We start from the raw sequence: 20,891 nt of genomic DNA on the forward strand, positions 1-20,891 counted from the left end.
GCGTGCTCGCTCATTCTCAGCATGGGTGCGCACGCCGAACCCGCAAGATGGGGACATGATCACACCCGTTCCCGGTAATCCGAACCTGCTCCTCGGCGCCTACGACCTGGCCACGCTGGGTTACGGCGCCGAGGAGTTCTTCGTCTCAGGCACCGCGAAGTCGTATGCGACCGACGACACGGCCGACTACACCACCCGCATCGTGGTTCTGCAGCCGATCGATCGCGCGCTGTTCAACGGCGCTGTCATCGTCGAATGGCTCAACGTCAGCGGCGGGATCGATGCACCCGCGGTCTGGTCGATGGCGCATCGCGAGATCGCCCGCTCGGGTTATGCCTACGTGGGTGTGTCCGCCCAGCGGGTCGGCGTTGAGGGCGGGACGAGTCTGGTCGGCATCGACATGTCGCTGAAAACCCAAGATCACGAACGCTATTCGCGATTGCATCATCCGGGAGACGAGTTCTCGTACGACATCTATACACAGGTGGGGCGCCTGGTCCGCGAAGGCACTGTCGACGGGCTTCGCCCACAGATCCTGCTAGGGGTGGGTGAGTCGCAATCGGCCGCCTTCCTGTCGACCTACATCAATGAGATCGATCCGGAAGCCGCCGTGTACGACGGATTCCTCGTGCACTCCCGGTTCGGCACCAGCGCGCCGCTGGACGGTGCGAACCTGTTCGAGGGGCACGAATCAACCCTGCAAGCCGTCCCGTTCCGTCCCGACCCCCGCGTCCCGGTCCTGGCGTTCATCACCGAGACCGACCTGGTCGGCGGATTCCGGGTGGGGTATCACGCTGTGCGGCAACCCGATAGTGACCGGCTGCGGACGTGGGAGATACCCGGTGCTGCCCACGCGGACAACTACACCATCATCGGCAGTTTCATGGACAGCGGATGCGCACCGCTGGCCGACCTCGCCGCGGCGTTCGCGCCGACCAACGAGCTCATCGGCGAGAAGCTCTCGTACAACATCAACTTCGGGCCACAGCACCACTATGTGTTGCAGGCCGCCGTTTCCCACCTGAACGACTGGGTGCGCACCGGCAGGCCTGCGCCCTCGGCCCCGCCGATCGCCTTGACCGGATCCGACCCCGTGACGCCCGAACTCGACGCCAACGGCCTTGCCAAGGGCGGCGTCCGCACGCCCTGGGTGGACGTGCCGACCGCTCGCCTCTCTGGGCTCGCTCCCGACGAGGGCCCGATGTCATTCATCTTCGGCTCGGGCGAGGTGTTCGACGACGGCGTGTTGAGCAGGCTCTATCCGGGCGGCAAGGACGACTACCTCGAACGTTTCACCGCGGCGCTGGACCAGGCGGTCGAGGCGGGCTTCATCCTGACCGCGGACCGCGCCGAGATCCTCGAGTTGGCCGCGAGGAGCTTCCCAGGCAATTGAGCCCGTCATCGAAACTGCGGGCAGATCGCGTTCTTGCGCCGAAATGCGGTCTGACCGCCTTCTCACGGGCCGGCGCGGGGCCGATTGGACGCTATGTGATGGGGCTGTGATCGAGATGAGTTCGGGATTCGGTGCTACCTGCAAGTAGGCTAGGGCGCAATGGTTCCGCTTTGGTTCACGCTGTCCGCGCTCTGCTTCGTCGGCGCGGCCGTGCTGCTGTACGTCGACATCGACCGTCGGCGGGGGTTGGGGCGCCGGCGTAAGTCCTGGGCGAAGTCGCACGGCTTCGACTACGAACACGAATCGGCCGACATCGTCAAGCGCTGGAAGCGCGGCGTGATGTCCACGGTCGGCGACGTCACGGCGAAGAACGTGGTGCTCGGCCAGATCCGCGGCGAGGCGGTGTTCATCTTCGACCTCGACGACGTCGCGACGGTCATCGCGCTGCACCGCAAGGTCGGCACCAACGTCGTCGTCGACCTGCGGCTCAAGGGCATCAAAGAGCCGCGGGAGAACGACATCTGGCTGCTCGGCGCGATCGGCCCCCGCATGGTGTACTCCACCAACCTCGATGCCGCGCGCCGCGCGTGCGATCGGCGCATGGTGACGTTCGCCCACACCGCTCCGGACTGTGCCGAGATCATGTGGAACGAGGAGCACTGGACGCTGGTTTCCATGCCGGTGACCAGCACACGGGCACAGTGGGATGAAGGCTTACGGGCCGTGCGTCAGTTCAACGATCTTCTGCGCGTCCTGCCGCCGACCCCGCAGGCCATGACGAGCCAGAGCAGCCAGGCCGCTCTGGCCCGACGAAGCGGGTCACCGAGCCGCCCGCTCACCCCCGCCGCGGGCCGCGGCGAACCGGCACCCGGCGTCGACGCGCCACCGCGCCCCGAAGCGGCGCGTTACCCCCAGCAGCCGCCGCCTCGGCCGGATGCCAGGCGCCAACCGCCGTCGCGCAACGGACGGCAGTCGCCGCACTATCAGCGGTAAGTAATCTCTAGCGCATGTCCCGCCCTGTCGCCCTGATCACCGGACCGACGTCCGGCATCGGCGCGGGTTTCGCCCGCAGGTTCGCCCGCGACGGTCACGATCTCGTGCTCGTCGCCCGCGACACCGGCAGACTCGAGAGCCTGGCCGCCGAACTGCACGACCACGCCGGTTCGAACGTCGAGGTACTCACCGCCGACCTGGCCGAGGCCGCCGACCGCGCGAAGGTGGCCGACCGGCTGGCCGCGGGGGTGCAGGTACTGGTCAACAACGCCGGTTTCGGAACCTCCGGGGAGTTCTGGAGCTCGGACTTCTCACTGTTGCAATCCCAGCTCGACGTCAACGTCACCGCCGTCATGCAGTTGACGCACGCGGCGCTGCCCCCGATGCTGGACGCCGGCCGCGGCACGGTGATCAACGTCGCCAGTGTCGCGGGTCTGCTACCCGGTCGCGGTTCGACGTATTCGGCCTCCAAGGCCTGGGTCGTCGCGTTCTCGGAGGGCCTCGCGAACGGCTTGGGCGGCACAGGCGTTGGAGTGCACGCCCTGTGTCCGGGCTTTGTGCGCACGGAGTTCCACCAGCGGGCGGGCATCGACATGGACGGCACGCCGTCGTGGTTCTGGCTCGACGTCGACGACGTGGTCCGCGAGACGATGGCCCATGTCGGCGAAGGCGCCAAGAAGAAGAAAGTCGTGATCATTCCCGGTGTGCAGTACAAGGTGCTCACCCCCGCAGGGCGGATGGTGCCGCGAAACCTGGTGCGCGCCATGACAAAAGTCGTGGGCAGGGGCCGTGGCCGGACATAGGGCACCGCGTACGTGCGTGCGCTGATCGCGGTGCTGACCACGGTCGTCGTCGTCGCGGCATCGGCATGTTCCCAAAAGGGTCCGTCGGCTCATCCGTACGCCGCGCAGACTGCGACGATCGGTGAATCGCTTGCGACACTGGGTTGGAACATGTCGGTGTCGAACCTGCGCTTCGACGGCGACTACGTGTTGTTCGACGTCGACGCGTCACCATCGGACGCCGGCGCGGCGCACGCCAAACCCGAAGACATCCGGTTCGGCCTGTACGGGGCACTCGCGCACCCGATCGAAGCCAACGGGATCGGAAGCTGTCGCGATGCGACCGACCTTGAGTTGCAACCACTCTCGGCCCCCGTACCCGACCGCCTCACCGGCACAGTGTGCATAGGGCCCGCGCGCGATCATGTGCAGGTGCGCGGCGTGTACGCCTACTCGCCGCGGGAGAGGACACCGGGCACCACCGTCGCCCACCCCGCGGCCTTCCCCGTCGGTCTGCCCGCGGTCAGGGACAACGACACCGGACTGTCTCTGCGCACGACGAGCCTGGATGCCTTCCGTGGCGACGGCGCCATGCTCGACCCGACGGCGCTGGGCGATCCCCGTGCCTTCACGGGCAACGGATACATGCTGCTCGGTCTGGAAATCGGCGGTGTGGCAGAGCAATACCGCGAGGTCTCGCAGCAGCGCGGCGGACCAGCGATGGTGCTGGTCGCGCCCACACTGCCCCCACCCGGGCTGAGCCACGCCTGTGACGTCTACGGCGCCTCGGTGTTGGTGCTTCCCGACGCGTCCCGCGACGCCGTCCAGGTGCGTGCATCGCTGTGCACCCAGGGCGAGATCAACAACGCCCTGCTGTACGCCACCGTTTCGCTCGTCGGTACCCACGCCGCGCTCTGGACGAAGGATGACTGACCCACCGGAAGTCGCCGGCCCGACCGAATGGGGCGAGGGTCCCGGCGTCGGCCCCTGGCAGGGACCGGCGCCCGACGACCCGCGCTACGACCCCGCCCTGCTTCGCGACGGAGACACCCGCAACGTCGTTGACGCATACCGTTATTGGACGCGGGAAGCGATCGTCGCCGACATAGACAAGCGACGGCATCCGCTGCACATCGCGATCGAGAACTTCGGCAACGACGCCAACATCGGCGCGGTCGTGCGCACCGCGAACGCGTTCGCCGTCGACACCGTCCACATCGTCGGCAGGCGCCGGTGGAACCGCCGCGGCGCGATGGTGACCGACCGCTACCAACGGCTGCGCCACCACGACACCACCGCCGCGCTGCTGGCCTTCGCCGCCGACGCGCGGCTGACGGTCGTGGCCGTGGACAACGTCGCGGGCGCCGTGCGCATCGAAACCACTCCGCTGCCGCGCGACTGCCTACTCATCTTCGGTCAGGAGGGGCCGGGCATCACCCCCGAGGCGAGGGCCGGTGCCGCCATGACGATGTCCATCGCGCAGTTCGGCTCGACGCGAAGCATCAACGCCGGCGTCGCGGCGGGTATCGCGATGCACAGCTGGATCACCCAACACGGGGACCTTTCGGCGGCCTGGTAAGGCAGGATCGACACCATGGATCAGCTCTGGGCCAACCGCGCAGCCAGCGCTGAGGCCGCGATCACCAAGCGACACATCAGACGGCTATGGGGCCTGCCGGGGACCCAGCTGGGCGTCGTCGCCTGGCCCGCGACAAGGCAGCACCGCATGTTCGGAACGTGGCACTACTGGTGGCAGGCGCATCTGCTCGACAACCTCGTCGACGCCCAGGTGCGCGATCCGCGACCAGAGCGGCAGAAGGCGATCGCCCGCCAGATCCGCGCACACCGGTTGCGCAACAACTTCTCCTGGGTCAACGACTACTACGACGACATGGCGTGGCTGGCACTGGCGCTGGAACGCGCGGGCGCTCTCGCATCGGTCGAGCGGCCCAAGGCGCTGAAGAAACTCTCCGGGCAGTTCGTCAACGCGTGGGTGCCCGAAGACGGCGGCGGCATCCCCTGGCGCAAGCAGGACCAGTTCTTCAACGCCCCCGCCAACGGTCCGGCGGCGATCTTCCTGGCTCGCTACGACCGGTTGCGCAGGGCCCAGCAGATGTCGGACTGGATCGACGAGACCCTGATCGACCCGGAAACCCACCTCGTATTCGACGGGATCAAGGGCGGCTCGCTCGTGCGTGCGCAGTACACATACTGCCAAGGCGTGGTGCTGGGTCTGGAAACGGAACTGGCGGCGCGCACCGACGACCCCGACCACGCGGCGCGGGTGCACCGGTTGGTCACCGCGGTCGCCGAACACATGGCCACCGACGGCGTCATCAAAGGCGCCGGCGGGGGTGACGGCGGGCTGTTCAACGGCATCCTTGCCCGCTATCTCGCGCTCGTCGCGACCACGCTGCCGCAGAAAAGCGAACACGACGCCGCGGCCCGAGACACCGCCCGCTCACTGGTGCTCGCCTCCGCGGAGGCGGCGTGGCAGAACCGCCAGGTGGTCGACGGGCTGCCGCTGTTCAGCGCTTTCTGGGACCGCACAGCCGAAATCCCCACCGCCGCCGGGGGTCAGGCGCAATTCGTCGAGGGTGCGGTCAACGCTTCCGAAGTGCCCGAGCGTGATCTGTCGGTGCAGCTGGCGGGCTGGATGCTGATGGAAGCCGCTCACGCGGTGGCGGGGGCGTGAGCACCGAAGCCGGACCACGCATCGTGCGCGTGCTGCCCGCACGGTTCAGCGCGAATGCCAAGACGGCCAGGACCGGGGAGAATGTCGCGGCGGGCCTGCTGCTGCTCTCCACCGTCGCCGCGCTGCTGTGGGCGAATTCACCGTGGGCGCACAACTATTGGACGTTGCTCGACACCCACGTCGCGATCACCTTTGCCGAGCACCGCTTCGAACTGACCGTCAAGCATCTGGTCAACGACGGTCTGATGGCGTTCTTCTTCTTCATCGTGGGCCTCGAGGTCAAGCACGAGTTCGCCATCGGCGAGCTCACCGACCGGGCTCGAGCGGCGGTGCCCGTGGTGGCGGCGATCGCCGGCCTGGCGGTGCCCGCCGCGATCTTCTTGTTGTTCAACCCTTCCGGCGAGGACGCGCAGGCATGGGGCGTGGTGATCTCCACCGACACCGCGTTCCTGATCGGCGCCCTGGCGATCATCAAGCCCAAGTTCCCGGCCCGGCTGCGGATCTTCCTCCTCACCCTGGCCGTCGTCGACGACGTGGGCGCTCTGTGCGTGATCGCGCTGTTCTACTCCGAGCGCATCGACGTTGTGCCGCTTGTGGTTTCGATCGGATTGATGGCGGCCATCGCATTGGTGCGCTTCATGCCCGTCGGGCGGGGACCCGCCTACGCCGGGCTCGGGTTCTCACTGTGGGTGAGCCTGTACATGGCCGGTGTGCATCCGACACTGGCAGGTGTCGCGGTGGCGCTGCTGATCCCGGTGTTCTCGCCCGAGCGCAGCCAGGTCGAGGAGGTCGTCGCGCGTATCCGGGCCTTCCGGCAGTCGCCGAACTCCCGCTACGCCCGCGAGGTGACTCGCGGCTTGCGCGACTCGATCTCGATCAACGAGCGGCTTCAGACCAGTGTGGGCCCGTACGTGTCGTTCCTGGTGCTGCCGCTGTTCGCGTTGGTCAACGCCGGTGTCCAACTCGACGCTCAGAGCGTCTCGGCGGCATTGCGCTCGCCGCTGACGTGGGGCATCGTCGCCGGACTGGTGGTCGGCAAGTTCGTCGGTATCACCATCGCGACATGGGCCATGCAGCGCTCAGGAGTCGGCGCGCTGGCGCCCGGTCTCGGCCTGCGCCGGATCGCCGGCGGTGCGGCGCTGTCCGGAATCGGCTTCACCATCTCTCTTTTCATCGTCGACATCGCGATCGACGATCCGACCCGTCGGGAGCGGGCCATCATCGGCGTGCTTCTGGCATCGGTGGTCGCATTCGTCCTCGGCTGGTTGATCTTCCGGATCACCGACCGGCTCAGCCCGCCGGATCCGGTCGGCCTCAAATTGTTGCGGCCCATCGACCCGGATCGCGACCACATCGCGGGCGACCCCGACGCGCCGCTGACGCTGGTGGAGTACGGCGACTTCGAGTGCCCCTTCTGCAGCCGGGCAACCGGGGCCATCGACGAGGTGCGCGAGCACTTCGGCGGCGAACTGCGCTATGTGTGGCGCCACCTACCGCTGGGGCGCGTCCATCCCCGCGCCTTCGACGCCGCGCGGGCGAGCGAGGCCGCCGCGCTCCAGGGCAGGTTCTGGGAGATGGCCCACGAACTGTTCGGCCACCAGGACGACTTGGAGTGGTCGGACATGTACCGCTACGCCGTGGCGGCGGGTTGCGACATCGAGCGGTTCGACCAGGATGTCCGGGTGCACTCGTCGAAGGTCTTTCACCACGTGCAAGACGACGCGCAGGACGCGGAATTGATGGACCTGAACTCGACGCCGACCTTCTTCGTCAACGGCAGGCGGCACAAGGGTCCGTGGGATGCCGCCAGCCTCATCCGCGCACTCGAGAACAGCGGAGCCGGCCGCTAGCCCGGCTGCTCACCGGAGTCCAGCGGCGGCGCCGCGATTCCGGCTCGTTTCGCCGCGCGGCGCCGCTTGTACCACTCGATGAACATCGGCAGCACCGAGATCACGACGATCGCGATCACGATCGGCTCGAGCAGCTTCTGGACGATCTCGAACCGGCCGAGCCAGTATCCGAGCAGGGTCAGGCCGACACCCCACACGACCGCGCCGATCACGTTGAACGCCGTGAACACCGGATAACTCATCCGGGCCGCGCCCGCCGTCAACGGGGCGAGCGTGCGGACGATCGGCACGAAGCGTGCGATGACGATCGCGAACGGCCCCCGCTGCTCGAAGAACACGTGTGCCTCTTCGAGGTACTTCTGCTTCAAAACCCGCGCATCGGGCCTGAACATCGCGGTGCCGATGTTGCGCCCGATCCAGTATCCGACCTGACCGCCGAGCACCGCGGCGATGGGGATGAACAGCAGCAACTGCCAGAGCTGGAAGTTGATGACCTCGCCGCCGCCCTCGGCCAGCGCGGCCGTGCCCGCCGCCAGCATGCCCGCCACGAACAGCAGCGAGTCGCCCGGCAGGATCGGGAACAACACCCCGGACTCGACGAAGATGACGACCAGCAGCCCGACAAGCGCCCACGTGCCGAAGTAGCCGAGCAGCGTCATCGGGTCGAGGAAGTCCGGCATGAGCGCCAGGTGGTCGGTCGCCGCGAGGGCCGAGGTGGTCATGGCTCACCAAGATACCGGCGGCGCGAGCGCGGCCCGCGTCCGCGCGCGGGGGATGCGTACAGCGCGGATGCGTCATTAATGTCTGGCTATGCCCACTCACAAGGCGGTTCTCGTCGAATCCGTCGGCGGTCCCCTCACCCTGGCCGACGTCGAGACCACCTCCCCGCCGCCGTTCCACGTGCGCATCGCCGTCGCCGCCTGCGGCGTATGCGGTACCGACCACGGCTTCGTGGCCGGCGGCTTTCCCGGCCTCAACTGGCCGATCACGTTAGGCCACGAGATCGCGGGGACGATCGCCGAGGTGGGCGAGGGCGTCGAGGACTTCGCGGTCGGTGACCGGGTGGCCGTGGGATGGTTCGGCGGCAACTGCAACCGTTGTGTGCCGTGCCGCAAAGGCCAATTCATGCAGTGCAAACGCATGCAGGTGCCGAGCTGGCACTATCCCGGCGGCTACGCCGAATCGGTGACCGCGCCCGTCACCGCCCTGGCGCGCATCCCGGAGGCATTGACGTTCGCCGAGGCCGCCCCGATGGGCTGCGCGGGCGTCACCACCTTCAACGGCCTGCGGCAGACGAAAGCCAAGTCCGGTGACCTCGTCGCCGTGCTCGGCGTCGGCGGGCTCGGTCACCTCGGTGTGCAGTTCGCCAGGGCGATGGGTTTCGAAACCGTGGCGATCGCCCGCGGCGCGGACAAGGAGGCCGATGCCCGCGAACTCGGCGCTCATCACTACATCGACTCCAAAGCCGCCGACGTCGCCGCCGCACTCGAGGCCCTCGGCGGTGCGGCGGTGGTGCTGGCGACGGCGGCGAACTCACAGGCGATGGCCGACACCGTCGGCGGGTTGGCACCCCAGGGCGAGCTCGTCATCATCGGCGTCACCGCTGACCCGCTGCCAATCGCCCCGGTCCAGCTGATCACCAATGGGCTGCGCGTGAGCGGTCATCCGTCGGGCACCTCGCGCGACGTCGAGGAGACGATGCACTTCGCGGTGCAGAGCGGGGTGCGCGCCAGGATCGAGGAGCGGCCGCTGGCCGAGGCCGCCGAGGCCTATGCCGCGATGGAGGAGGGCCGGGCCCGCTACCGCATGGTGTTGACCATGTGAACCAGCCGCCGCGGTGGGATAATCGCCGAAACGGCGAGAGGACGGCTCATGCCCATCGCAACGCCCGACGTGTACGCGGAGATGCTCGACCGGGCCAAGGAGCACGGTTACGCCTTTCCGGCCATCAACTGCACCTCGTCGGAATCCGTCAACGCCGCGATCAAGGGCTTCGCCGACGCCGGCAGTGACGGAATCATCCAATTCTCCACGGGGGGCGCCGAATTCGCGTCGGGACTGGGGGTCAAGGACATGGTCACCGGCGCAGTCGCACTCGCCGAGTTCGCCCACGTCATCGCCGCGAGGTATCCGGTCACGGTGGCGCTGCACACCGACCACTGCCCGAAGGACAAGCTCGACACCTACGTGCGGCCACTGCTCGCCATTTCGCAACAACGGGTCTCCGGCGGCGGGCAGCCGTTGTTCCAGTCGCACATGTGGGACGGCTCGGCGGTACCGCTCGACGAGAACCTCGAGCTCGCGCGCGAACTGCTCAAGGATGCCGCCGCGGCCAAGATCGTGCTGGAGATCGAGATCGGTGTGGTCGGCGGCGAGGAGGACGGTGTCGCCAATGAGATCAACGACAAGCTCTACACCACCGCAGAGGATTTCGAGAAGACCGTCGAGGTGCTCGGCGCAGGCGAACATGGCAGGTACCTGCTGGCCGCGACATTCGGCAACGTGCACGGCGTGTACAAGCCGGGAAACGTCAAACTGCGGCCCGAAATACTCGCCGAGGGGCAGAAGGTCGCCGCTGCCAAACTCGGATTGAGTTCGGATGCAAAGCCTTTCGACTTCGTCTTCCATGGCGGCTCAGGGTCGTTGAAGTCCGAGATCGAGGACGCGTTGCGCTACGGCGTGGTGAAGATGAACGTCGACACCGACACCCAGTACGCCTTCACCCGGCCGGTGGCCGCGCACATGTTCACCAACTACGACGGCGTGCTGAAGATCGACGGAGAGGTCGGGGACAAGAAGGCCTACGATCCGCGCAGCTACCTCAAGAAGGCGGAGGCGTCGATGAGCGAACGCGTCGTCGAGGCGTGCCGCGATCTGCACAGCGCGGGTCGTTCGGTCACCGCGACTCGGTGACTTCGGTGCACCAACCGTCGGTGCGCGGTCAGTAGCGCACCGACATCACTGGGGGGCCTGGCAGATCTTCCACTGTTCGTCGTGGAATTCCAGATCGAAGCTGCGCTGCGACCGGGTCTGGGGAGCGTAAGCCATGAACGCCGTCACGTTCGCCTCCGCGTGGTCTCCGTTGATCACCACCTGGTCGATGCTCGCGACCACGGGATACCGCTTGGCGGCGGCGACCCGTTCGTGCGTCTCCTCCCATTTCTTGTCGTCGAACCTGACGTAGCTGTCCCGCTTGGCGCCGCAGGTGATGCTGCGCAGTTTGGCCAGATCGCCGTTCTGGATCGCGGTGTCGAACTCCTCGATGGTGTTGCGGACCATCTCCTCCTGCGATACCTTCGGCCTCGAGTCCCGGGTCAACAAGACGGTGCCGAGCACCGCGATAGCCACCAGCGCGGCGATGACCAGCACCACGGCCACCACCCAACCCCAACTGCGGCGCTGCCGCGGCGGGCCGGGAGCGTCGTCACGGGGCGGAATGACCTGCGGGGCAACGGGTTTCTGCTGTCCGGCGGTACCGGGAGAGGAGAACACCTCGGTGGCCGGTTCGGCCGGGGTGTCGATCTTCTGCGTCGTGCCCGCGTCGAATCCGGAGGGCGCGGTGAATCGGCGCTCACCCGGCTCGGTGCCCGGCGCCGGTTGTCCCTGCGGCTGGGTGGTCGTCATCACCTCCGTCGCGGGCTCCTGGTCGCCATGCGGTTCGATCACCTCGGTGACCGGGTCGGCGTCGCGCACCTCGCCGGAGTCGGCGCTTTCGCTCTCGGGTGCTTCGGGATTCTCGGAGGCGTGAACGTCCGAGGCGTCCGACCCGTCCGGAACTTTGTCCGGCTGATCAGGCCCTGATGGATTCGACATGCCTGCTGGGTCCTCCCTTACGACGCTACGGCGGGAAGCTTAGTCACCGCCGTCGGGTCCTCGCTCGTACCGGTGCGTTGCCGGCCGACGCGCACGGCACAATGGGGGCCATGACAAGGATGGGTGATCTGCTCGGGCCGGACCCGGTACTGCTGCCCGGCGACAGCGGCGCCGAAGCCGAACTCGCCGCCGGGGAGAAGCCCGCGATCGTAGCGGCCGCGCATCCGTCAGCCTCGGTCGCCTGGGCGACGCTGGCCGAGGAGGCCCTCTCCGACGACCGGGCGATCACCGCGTACGCCTATGCGCGCACCGGATATCACCGCGGCCTGGATCAGTTGCGCCGCAACGGCTGGAAGGGCTTCGGTCCCGTGCCCTACCGCCACGAGCCCAACCGTGGATTCCTGCGCTGTGTCGCGGCCCTGGCGCGGGCGGCCGACGCGATCGGGGAGACCGACGAGAACCAGCGCTGCCTGGACCTGCTCGACGACTGCGATCCGTCGGCGCGGGCCGAACTCGGGCTTGCCTGACTACTCAGCCTCGCAATTGCAGTTTGCGGTGCCGTCGCCCGGCTCCACCTGAACCGTCGCATGGTCCAACCCGCGTTCGGTCAGCACGGCACGCGCATCGTCGAGCACCAGCGCCGAATCCCGGTCGCTGGTCAGGTGGGCGGTGACCATGTCCTTGCCCGGCACCAGAGTCCAGACGTGCAGATCGTGCACATCGGTCACGCCCTCGACCGCACACAGCGCGGATCGCAACTCCTCGACGTCGATGTGGGCGGGCGAGGACTCCGACAGGATCCGCAGGGCCGCCCGGGCCAGTGAGAACGCCCGCGGCAACACCCACAGCGCGACGAACACCGCGACCACGACGTCGGCGTACGGCCAGTGCGTCGTGACGGTGACGATGCCCGCGATCAGCACGCCGATGCTGCCGACGGTGTCGGCGACGACCTCCATGTAAGCGCCCTTGACTGCCAGGCTCGTCTTGGAGTGCGAGCGCAGCAGCAGCACGACGACGGCGTTGGCGAGAAGGCCCGCCAGTGCCACGACGATCATCGGCACACCGGGCACCTCGGGCGCATCCCCGATCCGTTCGATCGCCTCGAACAGGATGAATGCCGCGACGCCGAGCAGCAGTACCGCGTTGGCCACCGCGGTGAACACCTCGGCGCGGTGCCAGCCGTACGTACGGGCCGGGGAGGTGCTGCCCTTGCGGGCCAGCAACACCGCGGTCAGACCCATGAACATCGCGACCAGATCGGTCAGCATGTGGCCGGCGTCGGCCAGCAGCGCTATCGAGTTGATCATCAGCGCCGTGACGAGCTCGATCACGAAGAAGGCGGTGAGGATCGCCGCCGCGATGACCATCCGGCTGACCCGGGTGTCGCGTCCGCTGTGATCGTGGCCGGCGCCCATGGCAAGCAAATATATGCGTAAATCCGCATATATAGCAAGGTTGCGGTCCGGCGCGCGCTCATCGCGGGCGGTGTCAGAGCCAGGCCGACCAGAACCGCGTCAGATCGCCGCCCAGCCACACCAGCGGGCGCGGCACGCCCGAGAAGTCGAAGAACCACAGGACCAGCTGCCAGAACCACCGGTTGAGTCCGGGGGTGAAGAGCAGCAGCAGCAAGACCAGCAATCCCCACTGCTTGGCCGGAGCCACCGCTCGCTGGGTCTGCGGGCTCAGGTGCGGCTCGAGTGCGCCGTACCCGTCCAGCCCGGGTACCGGAAGCATGTTCAGCAGCAACGCCGTCACCTGAAGAAAGCCCAGGAACGCCACGCCGGACCAGAAGACGCCGTGCGCGGGATCGTAGAGCGTGCTCGTCAGCACCAACAGCAGCGCCGCGAACACCAGGTTGGTGAACGGCCCCGCAAGGCTGACCAGCGTGCGCTGACGTGGCGTCATCCAGCCGGTCTGGACATACACCGCACCACCGGGCAGGCCGATCCCGCCGATCGCGATGATCGCGATCGGCAACCCGATCGACAACAGCGGGTTGGAGTATTTGAGCGGGTTGAGCGTCAGGTAGCCGCGCACCGCGACGTCGCGGTCGCCGAACCGCCATGCGGTGTAGGCGTGGGCGAACTCGTGCACGCACAGCGACACCAACCAGCCCGCGATCACGAACGTGAACACCCCGACATAGGCCAGCGGTCGCGAGATCTCCGTCGCACAAGCCCATGCGGCCACCCCGCCGGCCACTGTGGCCGCCACGATCGCGAGGAAGACGGGGCTGGGCCGCACCGACTGGTGCAGCGGACGAACGCTCACGGGTCGACGCTACCCGAGGTCAGCGCACCCGCAGCCAGCCTTCGGTGTGCCGGTAGAACGTCGAGCGCTGCACCGGGCGGGCGGCCATCACCCCGTCCCGGACCACGATGGCGCCGGAGGTCCCGAGCTGGGCGGCCCGACCCGTCACCCACCGTTGCGGGCGCATGCGACGGGACAGCACGGTGGCGCGCAAACCGGGCATCGTCGGCGTCGGTTCGATGCGCACTGCGGCCGCCGCTCCGTCGAAGAGCACCTCGTCGTCGACCACTGCCTCGCCGATCAAATCGGCGGGCGCCGAACCCTTCTCGAGCGCGCCCTCGCCGAGCCAGAACGCGGCGCCGACGAGCGCGGTTCCCCGGTCGTCGCGAATCAGCGGCACCCGGGTGGCCCGCCCGCGCAGAGCCCAGCGCGCCTGCCACGGCTGCCGCACGTGGGCCACCTCGACATCGAGCCGATCGGTGCGCAGCAGCCGGGTCAGCACCGCCGCCACGTCGGCCTCGGAGCCGACGACAATCAGGCGACGGCAGGGGGCATCCGATGAGTCGGCAACCGGGAGTCCGCGCAGCGCGGACGGTATCCGCCGTCGGCCGAACCGCAACACCACGACGTCAGCGGTGTTCAAGTTCGGCTCCTCGCAAGTGGCTGGGATAGGGTGACTCACCGGCTGCAACAAGGTTTCGGTGCAAGAGTAGCCAGGAATTGCGAGGTCCTAGTCATGCCGGCAATCGTGCTCATCGGCGCGCAATGGGGCGACGAGGGCAAAGGTAAAGCCACCGACCTGCTCGGTGGACGCGTCCAGTGGGTGGTGCGTTATCAGGGCGGCAACAACGCCGGCCACACCGTCGTACTGCCGACGGGTGAGAACTTCGCCCTCCACCTGATCCCGTCGGGGATTCTCACCCCGGGCGTGACCAACGTCATCGGCAACGGCGTGGTGGTCGACCCGGGCGTGCTCCTCACGGAGCTGCAGGGGCTCGTCGATCGCGGCGTGGACACCGAGCGGCTGCTGATCTCCGCGGACGCACACCTGCTGATGCCTTATCACGTCGCGATCGACAAGGTCGTCGAGCGGTATGCGGGCAGCAAGAAGATCGGCACCACCGGCCGCGGGATCGGCCCCTGCTATCAGGACAAGATCGCCAGGATCGGCATCCGAATGGCCGACGTGCTGGATCCCGTGTTGCTGGCCGAAAAGATCGAGGCCGCACTGGATTTCAAGAACCAGGTGCTCGTCAAGATCTACAATCGCAAGGCGCTCGACGCCGCGGAGGTGGTCGACAGCCTGCTCAGCCAGGCCGAGGGCTTCAAACACCGCATCGCCGACACGCGGTACCTGCTCAACACGGCCTTGGAGAAGGGCGAGACGGTGCTGTTGGAGGGCTCCCAGGGCACCCTGCTCGATGTGGACCACGGCACGTATCCCTTTGTGACGTCGTCGAATCCGACAGCGGGTGGTGCCGCGGTGGGATCGGGAATCGGCCCGACGCGGATCACGACGGTGCTCGGCATCCTCAAGGCCTACACGACGCGCGTCGGCTCGGGCCCGTTTCCGACCGAGCTGTTCGACGAGAAGGGTGAGTACCTGTCCAAGACGGGCGGCGAGTTCGGCGTGACGACCGGCAGGCGACGCAGGTGCGGCTGGTTCGATGCCGTCATCGCCCGATACGCCACCCGGGTCAACGGCATCACCGACTACTTCCTCACCAAACTCGACGTGCTGTCCAGCCTCGAGACCGTGCCGGTGTGTGTCGGGTACCGGGTACACGGCCAGCGCCTGGACGACATGCCGATGACACAGTCCGAGATCGCGCATGCCGAGCCCATCTACGAGGAGCTGCCCGGCTGGTGGGAGGACATCTCCGGGGCCCGCGAGTTCGAGGACCTGCCTGCCAAGGCGCGCGACTATGTGTTGCGGGTCGAAGAGCTTGCCGGAGCGCATGTTTCGTGTATCGGCGTCGGCCCCGGCCGAGACCAGACGATCGTGCGCCGCGACATCCTGGCGCAGTCGTGATGTGGGGGCACCGCCCGCTTGCGGGGGACGCTTGCGCGAAGAACCGACGGCTATGACGGATCCGCACCTCGAAGATCCCGACTACGACAAACACGGCGGCTTCCCGAACTATCAACGGGCCGAGCCGGGGCCGGGATTCGGCCGGTTCCTGGCGGCGATGCGCCGTGCGCAGGACCTCGCGGTGTCGGCCGACCCGGACGGAGACACCTGGGAGCGAGCCGCCGACCAGGCCGAGGCCTTGGTGGAACTGCTCGACCCGTTCCGCGCGGCCGAGGGTGTCGGCCCGGCGAACCGGGTGCCGTCGCTGCCCGGTGCAGGCAGCCTGCTGATGCCGCCGTACCGGAAGGTGCAGCTCGACCCGGACGGGGTCACCCTGAAGGTGGAGTTCAGCCGGTACCACGTCGGCGGCAACTCCGCCGTGCACGGTGGAGTGCTGCCGCTGCTGTTCGACTCGGTGTTCGGCATGGTGATCCACGCCGTCGGCCGCCCGATCAGCCGCACCGGTTTCCTGCATGTCGACTATCGCAAGGTGACCCCGATCGACACCGAGCTGTCGGCCCGTGGCTGGCTGCGTGAAGCCCAGGGACGCAAGGCGTTCGTCAACGCCGAGCTGCGCGATCCGGACGACAACCTGCTCGCCGAGGCCAACGGGTTGATGATCCAGCTGCTCGCCGGACAGCCGTGAGGTCGGTGCGCGCAGACTGTGCTACAGCGGCAGCGGATCCGGGTAATTGTGATCTTCCCGCAGTCTCGGAGGCCTGATGACACGATCACGACGTGACCATCAACCACACCGACCCGCCCCGGCACCTGACCACCCCACGCTCGGCGGCCCTAGCGGGCGTGCTCTTCGCGCTGTTGTTCGGGGCGGCGCTCGTGCTGATCCGTCTGGCGTTACCCGAGGGTGAGCAGCCAGGATCGCAGTGGGTGCGCGAAGGAAGCGCCAATCTGCGCATCGCAGCGATCCTCATGCCGTTCGCGGGAATCGCGTTTCTCTGGTTTATGGGTGTCGTGCGGGACGGGATGGGCGGCTACGAGGACAAGTTCTTCTCGACGGCTTTCCTCGGCAGCGGCCTTCTGTTCCTGGCGATGATGTTCGTCGCCATCGGCGTCGGTGCCGGCTTGGAGCGCAGCGGCGGAGTGACCGATGCGGGGGTGGCGGTCTTCGGGCAGATGGTCTTGATGGTCGTCTCGAAGACTTATGCGCTGCGAATGGCTGCGGTGTTCATGATCTCGCTCGCCACGATCTGGCTGAGGACACGACTCATGCCGCGGTGGTTGGCCATCGCCACGTATGCCGTGGCGGGGGGAGTGCTGCTGGCCGGTGATCTGAGCATGTGGCTGGTGCTGACCTTTCCCGCCTGGGTTCTGGTGGTCAGCGTGCTGCTGTTGACGCGGACGGGGCTCAGCGCGGCCGCGGCACCGGATCTTCCGACGCCACCCTGACCAACGGCCCCTTGGAGAGATGGCCATTCGACCCCCGGCGGGTCAGGATTCCGAGAGCCGCAAAGCCTGTGCCGGACAGAGCTTCACGGCTTCACGGGCGTGGTCGAGCTCATCGTCGGGGACCTCGGCTGTCTGGACGGCCCCGCCGTCCGTATCGGCCAGGACCACGACGATGCCGTCGTCGTCCTGGTCGAAAACGGCGCTGGCGGACATCACGCAGTTGCCCGCCTGGATGCAGACGTCGCGGTCCGCGTGCACCTTCATTTCCGTCACCTCCAATCCACCAGCAGCGATTTGAGACCGTAGATGAAGTGGAACGTCCGGAACTGCACATCGGCGAAGTCCTCGGCCAGCCGTAGTGCCGGAAAGCGTTGCAGCAGAGCTGGAAACGCCACCCGCATCTCCATGCGGGCCAGCGGCGCTCCGAGGCAGTGGTGCACGCCGTGACCGAATGCGAGATGCCCGGCCGCGCCGCGACCGACGTCGAGAACGTCTGGGGCGTCGATGAAGTCGGGATCGCGGTTGCCCGACGGCAACGATACGAACACCAGCTGTCCGGCCGGGATCGCGACACCGTTGATCTCCACGTCTGTTGTGGTGATGCGCGGTATCGCGGTGTGCACGATGGACAACCAGCGCAGCAGCTCTTCGACCGCGGGGCCGACGGCGTCGGGATCGTCGCGCACGGTGGCCAGTTGCTGAGGATGTCGCAGCAGGGCCAGCGTGCCCAGCCCGAGCATGTTCGAGGTGGTCTCGTGGCCGGCGAGAAGCAGGAGCCCGGCGATGCCGACCAGTTCGTCGTCGGTGAGCTCGGTGCCATGTTCACGAACCAACATGCCGAGGATGTCGTCGCCGGGCTGCCGCCGTGCGCGTTCGACCAGCGACCGCATGTACGCGCGCCCGGCCCGCTGCAACTCGAGTCGCTCGGTGACCGGCAGCGACAAGTCGAGCTGGCGCGCGCTGCGGTGTTGGAAGTCGTCACGATCCTCGTAGGGCACGCCGAGCAGTTCGCAGATGACCAGCGACGGGATCGGCAACGCGAAGTGTTCGACGAGATCGACGGGCGCACCGGCGGTTTCCATCATGTCCAGGTGCGTCTGGACGATCTCGACGATGCGCGGCTCGAGCCGTTTGATCCGGCGGATCGTGAACTCCGGGGTGAGCATGCGGCGCAGCCGCTGGTGCTCCGGCGGGTCCAGGCCCAGCAGGTTGCCTGCGCGGGCACTGGTCAGCTCCTGCTCCGAGAGCGTCGGCGCGCCCGGGACGACGAATCCCGGCGGGCGGCCGTTGGAGAACCGCTCGTGGTCGGACAGCACCTGCTTGACGTCGTCGTGCCTGGTGACCAGGTACACCGTCATACCGAAGGAGTTCAGCACGGTGCGAACGCCGGTGGTCTCGCGGATCTCGGCCAGCGCAGGTGTCGGATCGAATGCGTCGCGACGCATGTGCAGAGGCGGCAGCTCCGGTGCTTGCGTCATGACCCGACGCTACCCGCGGATCGCGGCGTCGCCGAGACCGACGTAGTGGTCGTTTTCACTCGCGCTGATCGACCAAAGCGTCGCTCTCGGCGAACCGGTCGTTCAGCGCGGGCCACCAGATCCGCGGTCCGATGAGCGTGAACAGCGCCGGGATGATGACCGTGCGCACGATGAACGTGTCGAGCAGGATGCCGAGGCCGACAATGATGCCGACTTGGGTGAGCACGATCAACGGCAGCACGCCGAGCACGCAGAACACCGCGGCCAGCACGATACCGGCGCTGGTGATCACCGCGCCGGTCGCGGAGACGGCGCGCACGATCCCGCCGCGCGTGCCGTGTTCGGGCGTCTCTTCGCGCGCACGGGTGACCAGGAAGATCGTGTAGTCCACGCCGAGCGCGACGAGGAACAGGAACGCGAACAGCGGTGTGGTGTTGTCGAGCGCGGGGAAGCCGAAGACGTGCACGCTGGCCCAGCCGCCGAGACCCAGCGCGGCCAACGCGCTCAACACCGTGACCGCCACCAGGATCAGCGGTGCCAGGGCGGCGCGCAGCAACACATAGAGCACCGCGAGCACGACGACGAGGATGGCCGGTATCACGACCGCCCGATCGCGGGACGCGGCGGCGCTGGCGTCGCGGGCGGTGGCATCCGAACCGCCGACCAACGCATCCGGGTCGGCGGCTCGCACCGAATTCCGCAGAGAGTCAACGGTTTCGAAGGCCCGCTCCGAGGCGGGTTCGGCGTCGAGCACGACCGACCACTGCGTCAGGCCGCCGGGGGTCTGCCCGGCGGGGTTGGCCGAGACCACGCCGGGCGTCTCGGTGATCGCGCGCTGCACGTCGGCGGCGCGGTCGGTGGACGCGATGACGCGGGTGGGGTCGGTCAGACCGCTCGGGAAGTGGTCCGCCAGCCGCGAGTATCCGCTCACCGATTCGGCCTGCACCCGGAACTGTTCGGTCTGTGACAGTCCGATCGGCGTGGCGACCGATCCGATGCACAGCACCGCGAGGCCGCCGATCGCGATCGTCGCGACGGAACCGGGCCTGCGGGCCACAGCCTCGGCGATGCGGTGCCAGATGCCGCTGTCGGTGTGCGCCCGATCGCCGGGCTTGGGGATGAACGGCCAGAACAGGCGCTTGCCGAACACGCCGAGCAGCGGTGGCAACACCAGCAGCACGAACACCGCGGCCACGACGAGGCCCGCTGCGGCCTGCACACCGAGGCTGCGCACGCTCGGAGACGACGCGAACACCAGCGTGAGCAGCGCCAGCACAACCGTGGCATTGCTGGCGATGATCGCCGAGGCTGCCCGTCGCACCGCGGTGTCCAGGGCATCGAGATGATTTTCGGTGCGGCCCAATTCTTCCCGGTACCGGGAGATGAGCAGCAGCGCGTAATTCGTACCCGCGCCGAACACCAGCACGCTGGTGATGCCCGACGTCGAACCGTCCGGGCTCATGCCGACCGCCTGGGCCACGGCGGCGCCGAGCACGGCGGCCACCCGGTCGGCGAACCCGATCACCGCGAGCGGGACCAGCCACAGCACGGGTGAGCGGTAGGTGATGATCAGCAGCAGAGCGACCACGGTCGCGGTGACCGCGAGCAGGGTGAAATTGGCACCGGAGAACGAGTTCGCGATGTCGGCGCCGAACGCCGGGCCGCCGGTGACCTCGGTGCGCAGGTCCGCGGGCAGTCCCTCGGCGGCCTTCGCGCGCACCTTCTCGACCTCGTCGGAGAGTTCGAACCCGGTGAGCTCGGCGTTCAGCGGCACCACGGCCAGGGCGGCCGCGCCGTCCTCGGAGACCTGGACGGCGGGCCACTTCTGGTCGACGGTATCGACGTCGGTCGGGCTCAGCGCCGCGCCGTCGGTGCGGGTGATGACGACGATCGCGGGCACTCGGTCGCCGCCGGGGAACTCGGCGCGCAGGGCGTCGACGCGCGCTGACTCGGCGGAGTCGGGCACGGGCACCGGCGACCGCGCGCTCGAGTCGTCGCTGCCGACGAGACCCATCAGGGCGCCCGAAACGAGCACCACGAGCACCGCGAGTATCCAGGAGAGGCGGCGGGACATGTCCCGAATATTTCAGAAACTTAACTAATAATCAAACCGCCCCGACCGGTTCGGCCTATGCTTTCGGCGTGCCCGAGGACCG

21 protein-coding genes are annotated in these 20,891 nt (G+C 67.9%); 13 read left to right on the forward strand and 8 right to left on the reverse strand.

Translation table 11 applies throughout. From position 1 onward, the window contains the following. Positions 1-55: 55 nt before the first annotated feature. From AU193_RS17520 to nhaA, 7 genes are all read left to right on the forward strand, one after another. The gene (locus AU193_RS17520) at positions 56-1,393 is read left to right on the forward strand and encodes an alpha/beta hydrolase domain-containing protein (RefSeq protein WP_064423649.1); all 1,338 of its coding nucleotides are present in this window, start codon (positions 56-58) and stop codon (positions 1,391-1,393) included. A gap of 159 nt (positions 1,394-1,552) precedes the next feature. Continuing rightward, positions 1,553-2,386 (forward strand): trehalose monomycolate transport factor TtfA, encoded by an 834-nt coding sequence (ttfA, locus tag AU193_RS17525; protein ID WP_064423650.1) that lies wholly within the window; start codon positions 1,553-1,555, stop codon positions 2,384-2,386. Between the two features lie 14 nt (positions 2,387-2,400). Then, positions 2,401-3,189 carry an SDR family oxidoreductase gene (locus AU193_RS17530; RefSeq protein ID WP_064423651.1) on the forward strand — a complete coding sequence of 263 codons (789 nt, stop codon included), beginning with the start codon at positions 2,401-2,403 and terminating at the stop codon, positions 3,187-3,189. 12 nt (positions 3,190-3,201) lie between these two features. After that, entirely contained in the window at positions 3,202-4,101 is a 900-nt protein-coding gene (locus AU193_RS17535; protein WP_064423652.1) for a hypothetical protein, read from the forward strand. After that, positions 4,094-4,747, forward strand: coding sequence for a TrmH family RNA methyltransferase (locus tag AU193_RS17540; protein WP_064423653.1), 654 nt, complete (start codon positions 4,094-4,096; stop codon positions 4,745-4,747). Before AU193_RS17535 ends, AU193_RS17540 begins: the two co-directional genes overlap by 8 nt. 15 nt (positions 4,748-4,762) lie before the next feature. Continuing rightward, the gene (locus AU193_RS17545; RefSeq protein ID WP_064423654.1) at positions 4,763-5,863 is read left to right on the forward strand and encodes a glycoside hydrolase family 76 protein; all 1,101 of its coding nucleotides are present in this window, start codon (positions 4,763-4,765) and stop codon (positions 5,861-5,863) included. Beyond that, positions 5,860-7,713 (forward strand): Na+/H+ antiporter NhaA, encoded by a 1,854-nt coding sequence (gene nhaA, locus AU193_RS17550; RefSeq protein WP_064423655.1) that lies wholly within the window; start codon positions 5,860-5,862, stop codon positions 7,711-7,713. The genes AU193_RS17545 and nhaA overlap by 4 nt, the downstream gene beginning before the upstream one ends. On the opposite strand, the gene AU193_RS17555 is transcribed toward nhaA, so the two are convergent. Next, the gene (locus tag AU193_RS17555) at positions 7,710-8,435 is read right to left on the reverse strand and encodes a VTT domain-containing protein (RefSeq protein WP_064423656.1); all 726 of its coding nucleotides are present in this window, start codon (positions 8,433-8,435) and stop codon (positions 7,710-7,712) included. The two genes, nhaA and AU193_RS17555, sit on opposite strands and share 4 nt — an antisense overlap. An 88-nt stretch (positions 8,436-8,523) precedes the next feature. Here AU193_RS17555 and AU193_RS17560 point away from each other — a divergent pair, with 88 nt between their 5' ends. Further along, entirely contained in the window at positions 8,524-9,537 is a 1,014-nt protein-coding gene (locus AU193_RS17560) for an alcohol dehydrogenase catalytic domain-containing protein (RefSeq protein ID WP_064423657.1), read from the forward strand. A 48-nt stretch (positions 9,538-9,585) separates the two neighbouring features. Next, the gene (fbaA, locus tag AU193_RS17565; RefSeq protein WP_064423658.1) at positions 9,586-10,626 is read left to right on the forward strand and encodes a class II fructose-bisphosphate aldolase; all 1,041 of its coding nucleotides are present in this window, start codon (positions 9,586-9,588) and stop codon (positions 10,624-10,626) included. 45 nt (positions 10,627-10,671) lie between these two features. Here fbaA and AU193_RS17570 read toward each other — a convergent pair whose 3' ends face one another. After that, a complete protein-coding gene (locus tag AU193_RS17570) occupies positions 10,672-11,526 on the reverse strand; it encodes a hypothetical protein (RefSeq protein ID WP_064423659.1) in 855 nt (284 codons plus the stop codon). A 110-nt stretch (positions 11,527-11,636) separates the two neighbouring features. Between AU193_RS17570 and AU193_RS17575 the strand changes: the two genes are divergently transcribed. Further along, a complete protein-coding gene (locus tag AU193_RS17575) occupies positions 11,637-12,053 on the forward strand; it encodes a DUF3151 domain-containing protein (RefSeq protein WP_064423660.1) in 417 nt (138 codons plus the stop codon). On the opposite strand, the gene AU193_RS17580 is transcribed toward AU193_RS17575, so the two are convergent. From AU193_RS17580 to AU193_RS17590, 3 genes are all read right to left on the reverse strand, one after another. Next, positions 12,054-12,944 carry a cation diffusion facilitator family transporter gene (locus AU193_RS17580; protein ID WP_064423661.1) on the reverse strand — a complete coding sequence of 297 codons (891 nt, stop codon included), beginning with the start codon at positions 12,942-12,944 and terminating at the stop codon, positions 12,054-12,056. It abuts the gene before it with no gap. Positions 12,945-13,017: 73 nt separating this feature from the next. Next, the gene (locus AU193_RS17585) at positions 13,018-13,800 is read right to left on the reverse strand and encodes a site-2 protease family protein (protein ID WP_064423662.1); all 783 of its coding nucleotides are present in this window, start codon (positions 13,798-13,800) and stop codon (positions 13,018-13,020) included. A 19-nt stretch (positions 13,801-13,819) separates the two neighbouring features. Then, positions 13,820-14,422: a hypothetical protein gene (locus AU193_RS17590; RefSeq protein ID WP_064423663.1), complete on the reverse strand. Its 603-nt coding sequence runs from the start codon at positions 14,420-14,422 to the stop codon at positions 13,820-13,822. A 93-nt stretch (positions 14,423-14,515) separates the two neighbouring features. Here AU193_RS17590 and AU193_RS17595 point away from each other — a divergent pair, with 93 nt between their 5' ends. The 3 genes from AU193_RS17595 (at position 14,516) to AU193_RS17605 (ending at position 17,257) form a co-directional block, all read left to right on the forward strand. Continuing rightward, positions 14,516-15,811, forward strand: coding sequence for an adenylosuccinate synthase (locus AU193_RS17595; RefSeq protein WP_064423664.1), 1,296 nt, complete (start codon positions 14,516-14,518; stop codon positions 15,809-15,811). Positions 15,812-15,863: 52 nt separating this feature from the next. After that, on the forward strand, positions 15,864-16,496 hold the full coding sequence (locus tag AU193_RS17600; protein ID WP_064423665.1) for a PaaI family thioesterase: 633 nt from the start codon (positions 15,864-15,866) through the stop codon (positions 16,494-16,496). Positions 16,497-16,621: 125 nt separating this feature from the next. Then, a complete protein-coding gene (locus AU193_RS17605; RefSeq protein ID WP_064423844.1) occupies positions 16,622-17,257 on the forward strand; it encodes a hypothetical protein in 636 nt (211 codons plus the stop codon). 42 nt (positions 17,258-17,299) lie between these two features. Here AU193_RS17605 and AU193_RS17610 read toward each other — a convergent pair whose 3' ends face one another. The 3 genes from AU193_RS17610 to AU193_RS17620 are packed head-to-tail and all read right to left on the reverse strand — an operon-like array spanning position 17,300 to position 20,809. After that, a complete protein-coding gene (locus AU193_RS17610) occupies positions 17,300-17,521 on the reverse strand; it encodes a ferredoxin (protein WP_064423666.1) in 222 nt (73 codons plus the stop codon). Positions 17,522-17,526: 5 nt separating this feature from the next. After that, complete coding sequence (locus AU193_RS17615; RefSeq protein ID WP_064423667.1) at positions 17,527-18,735, reverse strand: cytochrome P450; 1,209 nt, start codon at positions 18,733-18,735, stop codon at positions 17,527-17,529. A 55-nt stretch (positions 18,736-18,790) separates the two neighbouring features. Continuing rightward, positions 18,791-20,809, reverse strand: coding sequence for an MMPL family transporter (locus tag AU193_RS17620; protein WP_064423668.1), 2,019 nt, complete (start codon positions 20,807-20,809; stop codon positions 18,791-18,793). Positions 20,810-20,891: the final 82 nt, after the last annotated feature.

Origin of the sequence: Mycobacterium sp. GA-1285, from assembly GCF_001499905.1 — a bacterium.
In the GTDB taxonomy this organism is placed as follows: domain Bacteria; phylum Actinomycetota; class Actinomycetes; order Mycobacteriales; family Mycobacteriaceae; genus Mycobacterium.

Coding starts and splice junctions, on each gene's coding strand:
- AU193_RS17620 (WP_064423668.1), bottom strand. CDS start 20,809: ATGTCCCGCCGCCTCTCCTGGATACTCGCGGTGCTCGTGGTGCTCGTT.
- AU193_RS17575 (WP_064423660.1), top strand. CDS start 11,637: ATGACAAGGATGGGTGATCTGCTCGGGCCGGACCCGGTACTGCTGCCC.
- fbaA (WP_064423658.1), top strand. CDS start 9,586: ATGCCCATCGCAACGCCCGACGTGTACGCGGAGATGCTCGACCGGGCC.
- AU193_RS17520 (WP_064423649.1), top strand. CDS start 56: ATGATCACACCCGTTCCCGGTAATCCGAACCTGCTCCTCGGCGCCTAC.
- AU193_RS17615 (WP_064423667.1), bottom strand. CDS start 18,735: ATGACGCAAGCACCGGAGCTGCCGCCTCTGCACATGCGTCGCGACGCA.
- AU193_RS17530 (WP_064423651.1), top strand. CDS start 2,401: ATGTCCCGCCCTGTCGCCCTGATCACCGGACCGACGTCCGGCATCGGC.
- AU193_RS17545 (WP_064423654.1), top strand. CDS start 4,763: ATGGATCAGCTCTGGGCCAACCGCGCAGCCAGCGCTGAGGCCGCGATC.
- AU193_RS17540 (WP_064423653.1), top strand. CDS start 4,094: ATGACTGACCCACCGGAAGTCGCCGGCCCGACCGAATGGGGCGAGGGT.
- AU193_RS17580 (WP_064423661.1), bottom strand. CDS start 12,944: ATGGGCGCCGGCCACGATCACAGCGGACGCGACACCCGGGTCAGCCGG.
- AU193_RS17560 (WP_064423657.1), top strand. CDS start 8,524: ATGCCCACTCACAAGGCGGTTCTCGTCGAATCCGTCGGCGGTCCCCTC.
- ttfA (WP_064423650.1), top strand. CDS start 1,553: ATGGTTCCGCTTTGGTTCACGCTGTCCGCGCTCTGCTTCGTCGGCGCG.
- AU193_RS17600 (WP_064423665.1), top strand. CDS start 15,864: ATGACGGATCCGCACCTCGAAGATCCCGACTACGACAAACACGGCGGC.
- AU193_RS17610 (WP_064423666.1), bottom strand. CDS start 17,521: ATGAAGGTGCACGCGGACCGCGACGTCTGCATCCAGGCGGGCAACTGC.
- AU193_RS17555 (WP_064423656.1), bottom strand. CDS start 8,435: ATGACCACCTCGGCCCTCGCGGCGACCGACCACCTGGCGCTCATGCCG.
- AU193_RS17570 (WP_064423659.1), bottom strand. CDS start 11,526: ATGTCGAATCCATCAGGGCCTGATCAGCCGGACAAAGTTCCGGACGGG.
- AU193_RS17595 (WP_064423664.1), top strand. CDS start 14,516: ATGCCGGCAATCGTGCTCATCGGCGCGCAATGGGGCGACGAGGGCAAA.